This is a genomic window from Streptomyces sp. NBC_00637, from assembly GCF_045161545.1.
In the GTDB taxonomy this organism is placed as follows: domain Bacteria; phylum Actinomycetota; class Actinomycetes; order Streptomycetales; family Streptomycetaceae; genus Streptomyces.
In genome coordinates, this window is the sequence record NZ_CP109046.1 from 6905064 (window position 1) to 6917529 (window position 12466).

At 74.5% G+C, this 12466-nt stretch carries 10 protein-coding genes; 6 read left to right on the plus strand and 4 right to left on the minus strand.

Annotated features, from left to right (window positions below; genetic code table 11):
* Nucleotides 1-63 precede the first annotated feature (63 nt).
* On the plus strand, nt 64-993 hold the full coding sequence (locus tag OG440_RS30350; RefSeq protein WP_406009951.1) for a LysR family transcriptional regulator: 930 nt from the start codon (nt 64-66) through the stop codon (nt 991-993).
* A gap of 167 nt (nt 994-1160) precedes the next feature.
* On the opposite strand, the gene OG440_RS30355 is transcribed toward OG440_RS30350, so the two are convergent.
* The gene (locus OG440_RS30355; protein ID WP_406009952.1) at nt 1161-1934 is read right to left on the minus strand and encodes a gamma-glutamyl-gamma-aminobutyrate hydrolase family protein; all 774 of its coding nucleotides are present in this window, start codon (nt 1932-1934) and stop codon (nt 1161-1163) included.
* Nucleotides 1935-1992: 58 nt separating this feature from the next.
* A complete protein-coding gene (locus tag OG440_RS30360) occupies nt 1993-2727 on the minus strand; it encodes a FadR/GntR family transcriptional regulator (RefSeq protein WP_406009953.1) in 735 nt (244 codons plus the stop codon).
* 104 nt (nt 2728-2831) lie between these two features.
* Here OG440_RS30360 and OG440_RS30365 point away from each other — a divergent pair, with 104 nt between their 5' ends.
* From OG440_RS30365 to OG440_RS30375, 3 genes are all read left to right on the plus strand, one after another.
* Nucleotides 2832-4196, plus strand: a complete 1365-nt coding sequence (locus OG440_RS30365; RefSeq protein WP_406009954.1) for a glutamine synthetase family protein — start codon at nt 2832-2834, stop codon at nt 4194-4196.
* 98 nt (nt 4197-4294) lie between these two features.
* Entirely contained in the window at nt 4295-5680 is a 1386-nt protein-coding gene (locus OG440_RS30370; protein ID WP_406009955.1) for an aldehyde dehydrogenase family protein, read from the plus strand.
* The gene (locus OG440_RS30375; RefSeq protein WP_406009956.1) at nt 5677-6468 is read left to right on the plus strand and encodes a 3-oxoacyl-ACP reductase; all 792 of its coding nucleotides are present in this window, start codon (nt 5677-5679) and stop codon (nt 6466-6468) included. Before OG440_RS30370 ends, OG440_RS30375 begins: the two co-directional genes overlap by 4 nt.
* A gap of 19 nt (nt 6469-6487) precedes the next feature.
* Here OG440_RS30375 and OG440_RS30380 read toward each other — a convergent pair whose 3' ends face one another.
* Complete coding sequence (locus OG440_RS30380; protein WP_406009957.1) at nt 6488-7690, minus strand: amino acid deaminase/aldolase; 1203 nt, start codon at nt 7688-7690, stop codon at nt 6488-6490.
* A gap of 281 nt (nt 7691-7971) precedes the next feature.
* Here OG440_RS30380 and OG440_RS30385 point away from each other — a divergent pair, with 281 nt between their 5' ends.
* Together OG440_RS30385 and mycP are read left to right on the plus strand one after the other, a co-directional pair.
* Nucleotides 7972-10047: a hypothetical protein gene (locus OG440_RS30385; RefSeq protein WP_406009958.1), complete on the plus strand. Its 2076-nt coding sequence runs from the start codon at nt 7972-7974 to the stop codon at nt 10045-10047.
* Nucleotides 10044-11270 carry a type VII secretion-associated serine protease mycosin gene (gene mycP, locus OG440_RS30390; RefSeq protein ID WP_406009959.1) on the plus strand — a complete coding sequence of 409 codons (1227 nt, stop codon included), beginning with the start codon at nt 10044-10046 and terminating at the stop codon, nt 11268-11270. Before OG440_RS30385 ends, mycP begins: the two co-directional genes overlap by 4 nt.
* 49 nt (nt 11271-11319) lie before the next feature.
* On the opposite strand, the gene OG440_RS30395 is transcribed toward mycP, so the two are convergent.
* Complete coding sequence (locus tag OG440_RS30395; RefSeq protein WP_406009960.1) at nt 11320-12321, minus strand: serine hydrolase; 1002 nt, start codon at nt 12319-12321, stop codon at nt 11320-11322.
* Nucleotides 12322-12466 lie beyond the last annotated feature (145 nt).

Genomic DNA, 12466 nt, shown 5'->3' on the forward strand with positions numbered 1-12466 from the left:
CCGTCGCGTGGGCGCCCGCCCGCGACCAGGGAGTATGACTCTATGGGGGCATAAGCTGGGCTTATGGGGAGTGTGGAGGAACAGCCCGCGGACACCGCGTCGGCCTCGATCGCGCACCGCGTCCCGGACCTGGGCGCGCTGGAACTGCTGCTGGCGGTGGCACGGCTGGGCAGCCTGGGGGCGGCCGCGCGGGAGCTGGGCATCACCCAGCCGGCCGCGAGCAGCCGGGTCCGTTCCATGGAACGCCAGCTGGGGGTGGCCCTGGTGGACCGCTCGCCGCGCGGCTCCCGGCTCACGGACGCCGGCGCGCTGGTGACCGACTGGGCGGGACGGATCGTCGAGGCGGCGCGGGCGTTCGACGCGGGCGCGCAGGCGCTGCGGGTCCGCCGCGACTCGCGGCTGCGGGTGGCGGCGAGCATGACGATCGCCGAGTACCTGCTGCCCGGCTGGCTGCTCGCGCTGCGCGCGGGGCGGCCGGACACGGCGGTGTCGCTGCTCGCGGGCAACTCGGCGGCCGTCGCCGAGCGGCTGCTCGCCGGGGAGGCGGACCTCGGCTTCGTGGAGGGCCTCACGGTGCCGCCCGGCCTGGACTCCGCCGTGATAGCCCACGACCACCTGGTCGTCGTGGTCGCCCCCGCCCACCCGTGGGCGCGCCGGCGGCGGCCGCTGCCGGCGGCCGAGCTGGCCTCGACGCCGCTGATCCTGCGGGAGACGGGCTCGGGGACCCGTCAGGTCCTCGACACGGCGCTGGGCGGGCTGGCCCGGCCGCTGATCGAGCTCTCCTCGACGACCGCGGTCAAGGCGGCGGCGGTCAGCGGGGCGGGGCCGGCGGTGCTGAGCGAGCTGGCGGTCGGTGAGGAGCTGGGGCTGCGGCGGCTGGTGAAGGTGCCGGTGGAGGGGATCGCGCTGGCGCGCGATCTGCGGGCGGTGTGGCCGACCGGGCATCGGCCCGCGGGGCCGGCCCGGGAGCTGCTGTCGCTGACGCGGGGGTAGCGTTTCCCGCCCCCGCCCCCGCCGCCCCTTCCCCGCCCCTTCCCGTCCCTGGGAGCTGCGCCCCCGGACCCCGCTGTCGGCCTGAACGGCCTTGTCCTCAAACGCGGGACGGGCTGGACGGTGCTGCCGTCACCAGGGGCACGTATGCGCCGCGTACGGCCTCGTCCTCAAACGCGGGACGGGCTGGACGGTGCTGTCGTCGCCCGGGGCTCGCGTGACGCGTGCGGCCTTGTCCTCAGGCCGGCCGGGCTGGGTTGTGCTGCCGTCACGAGGGCGCGCATGACGCGTACGTCCTCGTCCATCTCCGGGTGCCACTGCACGCCCAGCACCCAGGCCGCCGACGGCAGTTCGACGGCCTCCACGGTGCCGTCCGTCGCGTGGGCCGACGGGACCAGGCCGGTGCCCAGGCGGTCCACGGCCTGGTGGTGGTAGGCCGGTACGGAGGTCTCCTCCGGGACGGCCGTGGCGTACCGGGTGCCGGGGACCGGTGTGACCGGGTGCCGGCCGAAGGCGCCGACGACCTCGGCGTGGCCGTCGATGTGCTGGGCCAGGGTGCCGCCGAGCGCGACGTTCAGCAGCTGCATGCCACGGCAGATGCCCAGCAGCGGGAGGTCGGCCGCCAGCGCCGCCTCGATCAGGGCCAGCTCCCAGGCGTCCCGCTCCGGCGCCGGCGGGCCGGTGCGGGGGTCCGGTTCGGCGCCGTAGCGGACCGGTTCGACGTCGGGGCCGCCCGCGATCACCAGACCGTCGAGGCGTGCCACGGTCGCCGCCGCGTGCTCGGGAGCGTCCGGCGGGAGCATCGCGACCAGCCCACCGGCCCGCTGCACCAGCCGCGGGTACCCGGCGGGCAGGAGGGCGGCGTCCAGCGCCCACACGCCCCAGCGCGCCGCGGACTCCAGATACGTGCTGACGCCGATCAGTGGCCGTGCGCCGTGCGTCATGTGCCCTCCCACTTCCCTGCCCGCCCCCGTGACCGTAATGGATCGTAGCCAGACCTTTTCAGGTCAGGAAACCCCTGAGCAGGGCCGCCGTCCCCGCGCAGTGCTCCCGCATCATCTCCCGCGCCCCGTCCGCGTCCCCGTCCAGCACCGCCTCGACCAGCGCGAGATGCTGCCGCTGCGAGTGCTCCAGGTTGCGGACCAGGAGCGGGATGCAGTCGAGCAGGTCGTTGACCGTGGCCCGGACCGCCGCGTACCGCGCGGTCAGCGAGGGCGAGCCGCACAGCTCGGCCAGGGTGAGGTGGAGCATGGTGTCCAGGCGGCGGTACTCCGCCAGCGGGGCGTCCGCCGTGCGGGCCAGCGCCTCACGCAGCCGCCCCGCCTGCTCGTCGTCCAGGCCGTGCGCCGCGCACAGGCCCGCCGCGCCGACCTCCAGGACCTCGCGGAACCGCAGCACGTCCTCGACGTCGACCTCCGCGATCCGCCGCCGCAGCTCGTCCTCGCCGCCGGCGTCCGTACGCGGCAGCACGAACGTCCCTCCGTAGCGGCCCCGGCGGGACTCGACGAGACCCTGGTCCTGGAGGACCTTCAGCACCTCGCGCAGCGTCACCCGGCTGATCCCGAGCCGCTCCGCCAGGTCCCGTTCGGCCGGCAGCCGTTCGCCCCCCGGCACCAGACCCAGCCGCACCACCTGGAGGATCTGTTCCAGCGCCTCCTCGAAGCCGTTCCCGGCCCGCACCGGCCGCAGTACCGGCGTCAGCCGGTCGTCCGGTCCGCCGTCAGCGTCCACCGACATCCGGCCGTGCCCCCTTCCCAAGCAATGGTTCTCCGCAATACCTTATGGCTCCCGGCCCGCCCGAAGAAGACGAAGGAGCCGGGGAAGCCGAAGGAGGCCCTCCCGTGGCAGACCGCACACCCCCGCTCAGCGTCGACGAGCTGCACGCTCACGTCGCGAGCGGTGAGATCGACACTGTCGTCCTCGCCTTCCCCGACATGCAAGGGCGTCTCCAGGGCAAGCGGTTCGCCGCCGGATTCTTCCTCGACGAGGTTCTCCGGCACGGCACCGAGGGCTGCAACTACCTCCTCGCCGTCGACACGGAGATGAACACCGTCGACGGGTACGCCATGTCCTCCTGGGACCGCGGCTACGGCGACTTCGCCATGCGCCCCGACCTGTCGACCCTGCGCCGCGTGCCCTGGAACGCCGGCACCGCCCTGCTCATCGCCGACCTGGCCTGGAACGACGGCTCGCCCGTGGTCGCCGCCCCGCGCCAGATCCTGCGCCGCCAGCTGGAGCGCCTCGCCCGGCACGGGTTCACCGCCCAGGTCGGCACCGAGCTCGAGTTCATCGTCTTCAAGGACAGCTACGAGGCCGCCTGGGACGCGAACTACCGCGGCCTCACCCCGGTCAACCAGTACAACGTCGACTACTCCGTGCTCGGCACCGGCCGGGTCGAGCCGCTGCTGCGCCGCATCCGCAACGAGATGACCGGCGCCGGACTCACGGTCGAGTCCGCCAAGGGCGAGTGCAACCCCGGCCAGCACGAGATCGTCTTCCGCTACGACGAGGCCCTGGTCACCTGCGACCAGCACGCGATCTACAAGACCGGCGCCAAGGAGATCGCGGCCCAGGAGGGCTGCTCGCTGACCTTCATGGCCAAGTACAACGAGCGCGAGGGCAATTCCTGCCACATCCACCTCTCGCTCACCGACGCCGACGGCGCCAACGTCATGGCCGGCGACGGCGAAGGAGGGATGTCCGACGTCATGCGGCACTTCCTCGCCGGACAGCTCGCCGCCCTGCGTGACTTCTCCCTCCTCTACGCCCCCAACATCAACTCCTACAAGCGGTTCCAGCCGGGCTCCTTCGCGCCGACCGCCGTCGCCTGGGGACACGACAACCGCACCTGTTCCCTCCGTGTCGTCGGCCACGGCCGCTCGACGCGCTTCGAGAACCGGCTGCCCGGCGGCGACGTCAATCCCCACCTCGCGGTCGCGGGCCTGGTCGCGGCCGGCCTCTACGGCATCGAACAGAAGCTGGAGCTGCCCGAGGCCTGCGCCGGCAACGCCTACACCGCGCAGTACGCGCACGTCCCGAGCACCCTGCGCGAAGCCGCCGAGCTCTGGGCGGACAGCCCGATCGCCCTGGCCGCGTTCGGCGAGGAGGTCGTCGCGCACTACTCCAACATGGCGCGCGTCGAACTGGAGGCCTTCGACGCGGCGGTCACCGACTGGGAGCTGCGCCGCTCCTTCGAACGTCTCTGACCCTCCGCACGTCTCCGACCCTTCGCACGTCTCCGACGCACCCGGCCGTGCACCCGCCCGCGAAAGGCCCTTCCTTGTCCGGTCCCTCCGGTCCCTCCTTGTCCGACTCGCAGTCGTCGCCGCACGAGCTGATCGTCCTCAACCCGGCCACCGAGGAGATCGTCGCCACCGTCCCGGCCGCCGACGCGGCCGACGTGGACCGGGCGGTCGCCCGTGCGAGCGCCGCCCAGCGGGTCTGGGCCGCCGCCGCCCCGGCCGACCGGGCCCGGCTGCTGCGCCGCTTCGCCGACGTCGTCGACGCACACGTCGAGGAACTGGCCCTCCTGGAGGTCCGCGAGGCGGGCCACCTCCTCGGAAACGCCCGCTGGGAGGCCGGCAACGCCCGCGACCTGCTCCTGTACGCGGCCGGCGGCGTCGAACGGCTCCTGGGCCGCCAGATCCCCGTGCCGGGCGGCTGGAACGTCACCTTCCGGGAACCGCTCGGCGTGGTCGGCGTGATCGCCCCCTGGAACTTCCCGATGCCCATCGCCGCCTGGGGCTCCTTCCCGGCCCTCGCGGCAGGCAACGCCGTCCTCCTCAAGCCCGCCGAGACCACCCCGCTCACCGCCCTGCGCCTCGCCGAACTGGCCCTGGAGGCAGGCCTGCCGGAGCACCTCTTCCAGGTCCTGCCCGGCCACGGAGCCGTGGCAGGCCGCGCGCTCGTCGACCACCCGGGCGTGGCGAAGATCGTGTTCACGGGCTCCACCCGCACCGGCCGCGAGGTCATGGAGCGCTGCGCCCGGCAGGTCAAGCCGGTCACCCTGGAACTCGGCGGCAAGAGCCCCAACATCGTCTTCGCGGACGCCGACCTGAAGGCCGCGGTCGACCCGTTCTCCTTCCTCGACAACTCCGGCCAGGACTGCTGCGCCCGCACCCGCGTCCTCGTCCAGGAATCGGTCTACGACGAGGTGGCCGATCACCTGGCGCGGGAACTGGCCGCCGTGACGGTCGGCGACCCGGCCGACGCGAAGACGCGCATGGGCCCGCTGATCTCGCGGCAACAGGTGGACCGCGTACGGTCGTTCGTGCCGGACGACGCCGAGGCGCTGCGCGGTACCGCACCCGACGGTCCCGGCTTCTGGTTCCCGCCGACCGTGCTCACCGGCGTCGCGTCCGACTCGCCCGCCGCCCGCGAGGAGATCTTCGGCCCCGTCGCCGTCCTGCTCCCCTTCACCGACGAGGCGGACGCGATCCGGCTCGCCGACGACACCCCCTACGGCCTCTCCGGCTCCATCTGGACCCGGGACGTCGGCCGGGCGCTGCGCGTCTCGCAGGCCGTGCGGGCCGGCAACCTGTCCGTCAACTCCCACTCCAGCGTGCGCTACTGGACGCCGTTCGGCGGCTACAAGCAGTCCGGCGTCGGCCGTGAGCTGGGTCCGGACGCCCTGACCGCCTTCACCGAAACCAAGAACGTCTTCATCAGCACGGAGGGCCCCGCACAGTGACCGCATCGCCTGACGAGATCATCTGCCGCCGTCTGGTCGGCCGCACCGCAGTCATCACCGGAGCCGGCAGCGGCATCGGCCTCGCCACCGCGCGCCGGCTCGCCTCCGAGGGCGCGCACGTCGTCTGCGGCGATGTCGACGAGACCCGCGGCAAGGCCGCCGCCGAAGAGGTCGGCGGCACCTTCGTGAAGGTCGACGTCACCGACCCCGAGCAGGTCGAGGCGCTGTTCCGAACCGCCTACGACACCTACGGCAGCGTCGACATCGCCTTCAACAACGCCGGCATCTCACCGCCCGACGACGACTCCATCCTGGAGACCGGCCTCGAGGCCTGGAAGCGCGTCCAGGAGGTCAACCTGACCTCCGTCTACCTGTGCTGCAAGGCCGCGATCCCCTACATGCGGCGCCAGGGCAGGGGCTCCATCATCAACACGGCGTCCTTCGTGGCCCGGATGGGCGCCGCCACCTCGCAGATCTCGTACACGGCCTCCAAGGGCGGCGTCCTCGCCATGTCCCGTGAGCTGGGCGTGCAGTTCGCGCGGGAGGGCATCCGCGTGAACGCCCTCTGCCCGGGGCCGGTCAACACCCCCCTGCTGCGGGAGCTGTTCGCGACGGACCCGGAGCGGGCCGCCCGCCGGCTGGTCCACATCCCCGTCGGCCGGTTCGCCGAGGCGGAGGAGATCGCCGCCGCCGTCGCCTTCCTGGCCAGCGACGACTCCTCGTTCGTCAACGCCTCCGACTTCCTGGTGGACGGCGGGATCTCCGGGGCGTACGTGACCCCGCTGTAGGACGCCTCGCGGCGCCGGCCTACAGGAAGGTCTGCCCCTCACCCCGGTAGGTCGGCACGGTCGCCGTCACCGCGTCGCCCTCGACGAGGTGCAGCACGTCGAACCGCTCGCACAGCTCACCGGCCTTCGCGTGCCGGAACCACACCTTGTCGCCGATCAGCAGATCGTCGGCGGGGGAGCCGAGCAGCGGCGTCTGCACCTCGCCGGGCCCCTCCTGGGGGTCGTAGCGCAGCCCCTCCGGCAGGTACGGCACGGGCAGCCGGTCGGGCCCCGCGGCACCGGACGCGGGATACCCGCCGCCGAGGACGGTCACGATCCCCACCCCCGGCCGCCGGACGACGGGCTGCGCGAACAGGGCCGCCGGACGGCCGCTGAAGGACGTGTAGTTGTCGAACAGACGCGGCACGTACAGTCCCGATCCGGCCGCGATCTCGGTGACCGCGTCCTCGGCGGCGGTGTGCTGCACACTGCCGGTGCCGCCGCCGTTGACGTACTCCAGATCCGGTACGACGGCCCGCACCGCGCGGACGACAGCGGCGCGCCGCTCGGCGAGTTCGCGCCGGGCCGTGGCCTGCATCAGCCGGATGGCGCGGGACCGGAACGGCCGCCCGGCGACGGCGTCGCCGACCCCGGCGATGTGCCCCTCGTAGGCCATGATCCCCACGAGCTTGAAGCCGGACCGCCGGGCGACGGCCCGCGCCACGTCGGCGACCTGGGCGGGCGAGTGCAGCGGCGAGCGCAGCGCGCCGACCCGGACCCGGCCGCCGAAGAGCTTCAGCGCGGTGTCCAACTCCAGGCAGACCCGGATGACTTCGCGCCCTTCGCCGCGCGCGCCGTCGATGAGGTCGAGCTGGGAGACGTCGTCGACCATGACGGTGACGGCGGCGGCGAGCTTGGGGTCGGCGGCCAGCTCCGCGAAGGCCGTGCGGTCGGCCGACGGGTAGGCGAGGAGGATGTCCTCGAACCCGGACCTGGCCAGCCACAGGGACTCGGCCAGGGTGAAGGACATGATCCCGGCGAAGCCGTCCGTGGCCAGGACGCGCTCCAGCAGCGTCCGGCAGCGTACGGACTTGCTGGCGACACGGATCGGCTTGCCGCCGGCCCGGCGGACCAGATCCTCGGCGTTTGCGTCGAAGGCGTCCAGGTCCACAAGGGCGAGAGGGGCGTCGAGATGGGCGGTGGCCCGGTCGTAACGGGCCCGGTCGGCGGCGCGCGCAGTCATGAACGCAGCCTGCCAGACAGGATTACCGCAGGGTAGGGGGACGTTCCGGGCAGAAGCCCCGGGCGTCGCGGACTGGTTCCCGTTCGCCCGGCGACAAGCCGTAGAGTGACGCGCACGCACGGAGGACGGCTCCGGCCGGGCAACCGTGCCGGGATGCCGGTCCGCCCGTGCGGGTATGCGTGCCCGGAGCGGACTGCCGCGTCCGCGCCGGGCCGCCCGGGCACGAGGACGACCGCCCGCGTACCAGAACGACGGCCCGGGGACGAGGAAACGGGGGGTGCATGAGCACGGAAGCACGCCGCGCCTCGGTCCCGCCGCGTCCGGACGTGCCGCCCCAGCCCGGTGTCCCGCCCCGTCCGGCCACCCCGCCGCGCCCCTCCCGGCCTCCGGCGGACCCGAGCGACCCGACGGACCGCGAGAGCACCCGCCAGGCCCCCGCCGAGCCGCCGCAACGCGACCCGGCACGCCGGACGACCCCCGGGGCGACCCCGGGCGCGCCGCCGCAGGAGCCCGCCGCGCCGCCGCGGCAGGCCGAGCGGGAGGCCACGACGCCTGAGGCGACTCCCCGCTCGGCCGAGCCGGGCGGACGCCGTGCACCGGCCGGTCCGGCCGGAGCGCAGGCGCCCACCCGCGACGAGCGCACCGCCGCGCAGGGCTTCTCCGCCACGGACACGGATTCACCGTTCTTCCGCACCGCCGCCCCTCGGCCCACCGAACCGCGGGCCCAGCACACGGACGCCATGACCCCGCCTCCGCCGCCCGCGTCGGCCCGCTTCCCGGACACCCCGCCGCAGCCACCGACCCCGCGACGCGACGACACCGGGACGCCCGCGCGAGCCGACGAACGCCCGGCCGCGCCCCACGTCCCCCGCCCGGCCCCGCCCCACGACTTCCGCCGCGCCCCCCGGCCCACCAGGCCGGCCACCCGCCCCGCCGCGGACGACTCCCGTCCCACGGGCCCGGGCGGCGCCGGCCCCCGCACCGGTACGCCCGCGCCCCGCCCCGCCGACGGCCAGATTCCCCACCCCGACGGCAACCCGCCCGCCAGCCCCGGGAACCCGTCTTCCACGGGCTCCACCGGCGCTCGTCCCACCGGTCCCGAGAGCGCCCGTCCCACCCGTCCCGTCGCTCCGCCGCCCACCCGCCCGGTCGCTCCGCCGCCCGCCCGCCCCACGGGCTCGACGGGCGCGTCCCCGGCCGAGCCCGCGTCCGGTGGCGCCTGGTCCCCGTTGCCGCGCGGCTGGGTGCCGGCTCCCGGGCGGACCCGGCGGGAGACCGAGGCCGAGGGCGCCCAGAGCGGTCCGCGCGATGACTCCCGGGCGGTCCCGGCGGTCCCGGCGACGGCGGACGACGGACCGGCCTGGAGCCCGGGCGCGGCCGTGCGGCAGCCCGAGTTCGCCGTGCCGCCCGCTCCCGCCGCGCCCCCCGCACCCCCGGTGCCGGAGACTCCGCGGCGGACCGACGGCGGCCCGGGCCCGGCGAGCGGCCCCGACCCGTCGCTTTCCTGGAGCGCTCCCATGACCCCGGGCGGCTCCCTCGGCGCCACCCGGCCGGTGGTGACCTTCGCGCGCCCCGAGGGGTACCGGGACAGGCCCCGCGCCTTCGGGCGTCGCGGTCGCGTCGTCGCGGTCGCCGCCTGTGTCGTCCTCGGCATGGGGCTCATCGGCGGTGCGGTCACCGGCAGTTGGCTGGTCGGGGACTCGGCGGACGCCGCCGAGAGCAGCACCTACACCACCGCAGGCGGCCTGTGGCACAACGTGCCGGTCGATCAGCTGTTCCCGCCCACGGTCGACGGTCAGGGCGCCGGTCCCGGCGGCGCCGACCGCACCTGGACGCGGATCGCGGTCGCCCCGGACGGCGACTGCGCCGACGCCTTCGACCCGCTGCTACTCAAGGCCCTCGCGCCGGTCGGCTGCCGCCGGCTCCTGCGAGCCACCTACACCGACGCCACCCAGAGTTACGTGACCACCGTCGGTCTGCTGTTCACCACGGCCGACGCGGCCGCGATGCGGTCCCTCGACACCCGCTTCACCCAGGAGGGGCTGGCCGAGCGGGCGGACCTGATGCCCCGGCCGTACGCCGCGAAGGGCACCGTCGCCGCCGCGTTCGGCGACAAGCAGCGCGCGGCGTGGACGGTCTCCGTCCTCACCGACGCGCCCGTCGTGGTCTACGCCGTCTCCGGCTGGGCCGACGGCCGCGTGGTCGACACCCCGCAGCCCGCTCCGGCGGCCACCGCCACCGGTGCCACCACGGGCCCCGCCCAGGCGGGCCTCGGGAACGAGGCCCAGGGCCTCGCCGACCGCGTCGAGCGCGGCCTGCGCAAGACCGCCGTCACGCCCTCGGAGCAGCCCTCATGAGCACCCGTACGACCCGTACGACCCGCAGGGCCGGGCTCCTGTGCTGTCTCCTCGCCGCCTCCGTCGCCCTCGTGCCGCCCACGACCGCCTACGCCGACGGCATCCGCGCCAAGCAGTGGGCCCTGGAGGCCCTGCACACCGAGAAGGCCTGGCAGACCACCAAGGGCGCGGGCATCACCGTCGCCGTCCTGGACACCGGTGTCGAGGCCGACCACCCCGACCTCACGGGCAACGTGCTCACCGGCAAGGACATGGTCGGTTTCGGAGCCGGGCCGGGCGACCGCGCGTGGGCCCGCCACGGCACCGCGATGGCGGGCATCATCGCCGGTCACGGCCATGGCTCCGGCAACGCCGACGGCGTGCTCGGCATCGCCCCGGAGGCGAGGATCCTGCCCGTCCGCGTGATCCTGGAGGACGGCGACCCGCAGCGCACCAAGGCGCGCAACACCCGCGGCAACGCCCTCGCCGAAGGCATCCGCTGGGCCGCCGACCAGGGCGCCGACGTCATCAACCTCTCCCTCGGCGACGACTCCGCCTCCGCCCATCCCGAGCCCGCCGAGGACGAGGCCGTCCAGTACGCGCTGAAGAAGGGCTCGGTCGTCGTCGCCTCGGCCGGCAACGGCGGCGACAAGGGCGACCACATCTCCTACCCGGCCGCCTACCCGGGCGTCATCGCCGCGACCGCCGTCGACCGCTACGGCACCCGCGCCTCGTTCTCCACCCGTCGCTGGTACGCCACCGTCAGCGCGCCCGGCGTCGACGTCGTCATCGCCGACCCGGACCACAAGTACTACGAGGGATGGGGGACCAGCGCGGCCTCCGCCTTCGTCTCGGGGGCCGTGGCGCTCGTCAAGGGCGCCCACCCCGGGCTCACTCCGGCCCAGATAAAGAAGCTGCTGGAGGACACCGCCCGCAACGCCCCCACCGGCGGACGCGACGACTCGCGCGGCTTCGGGTTCATCGACCCGGCCGCCGCGATCACGGCCGCCGCCGACCTCGAGCCGGAGGGGCTGCAGTCGGCGGCCTACGGCGAGCGGTACTTCGGCTCCGGGCCGGACAAGCCGAAGGCGCAGGAGGACACGGCCGGCTGGGCGGGCCTGCTCGCGGGCGGCGCCGGGGGAGTGCTGCTGGTGGCGGCGGTCGTCCTGTGGCGTGGCCGCCGCGAGCGCGACCGGCCCGAGGCCTACGAGGCGCTCCAGCTCGCACGAGGTCACCGGCCGTGACGAGCCCCGCCGGCGGTGACGAGGACTGCCGTCGTTCCGAAACTCGCGGCTAGTCGGCGGTGGACGGCGAGGCCGAGGCGGAGGCCGACGCGGACGCGTCCCCGCCCGGCACCGCCGACACCGCAGCCCGCGCCACCTGCTCGACCAGCGAGATCCCGGCCGTCTGGGTCGCGTTGCCGTTCGACAGCACGGCCACCAGACGGTCGTGGCCGTCCACGGTCACCCGCCCGATGCTGTTGACGTCCCACAGGCCGGTCGTGCTGCGCGCCAGCCAGCCGTTCTTCAGCGCCCACGAGGACCCGTCGGCCGCCGCCGAGACACCCCAGTGCTGGTCGGCGGCTATCCGCCCCATCAGGCCCTGGAGGTAGGTCCGGGACGCCTCGCTCAGCTCCGAGTCGTCCCCGAAGACCTGCCGGAGCAGGATGAGCTGGTCGGCGGCCGTGGTCTGGGTGAGCCCCCACAGCATGTCGTCGCCGCCCGCGGTGTCCGTCAGCCCGAACCGCTCGTTCGCGGCATCGAGCCCCTCGGCCTTCCCGATGATCCGCCACAGCGCCGACGCCGCGTCGTTGTCACTGTTCTCGATCATCGCGGTGGCGTAGGTCTTCTCGGCCGCCGTGAGATGCCGGTCCGCGTCCTGTGCCTGGAGCAGCAGCGTCGCCAGGATGTCCACCTTGACGATGCTCGCCGTGTCGAAGGCGCTCTCGCCGTACGTGGCGTCGTCGCCGGAGTCCAGGTCGAGTACGGCCACGGACACGGCCGCGTCACCGGGGACGGTCACCGACTTCATCGCGGACGCCAGCAGCGCGTCGTGGTCCACCTCGGGCGCCGCCACCGTCTCCACCGACACCTCTCCGTTGCCCGACCCGGACGCCGACGGCGTCGCGGAGGACGACGATACGGCGGCCGTACCCGGGTGTGCCTGTGCCTTCACATAAACGGTGCCGCCCGCCGTCGCCCCCAGGACGGCGACCGCGGCGAGCGCGGTGCACAGGAGCGGACGGCGCCGGGAGGGACGAGCGCGGCGGTCACGACGTGCTCTGGAGGACTCCATGACCGTTGATGCTCGGGGTGGTGACTGTGCGCGCCGTTAGACGGAGGTTAGAGGGACGTCAGGGATGTCTGAGAATCCCGTGAAAGGCGTCACCGCCGTGTTTCGGGCCCCGCACAAGCACAGCATCATCCCCCCGATAGGGTCG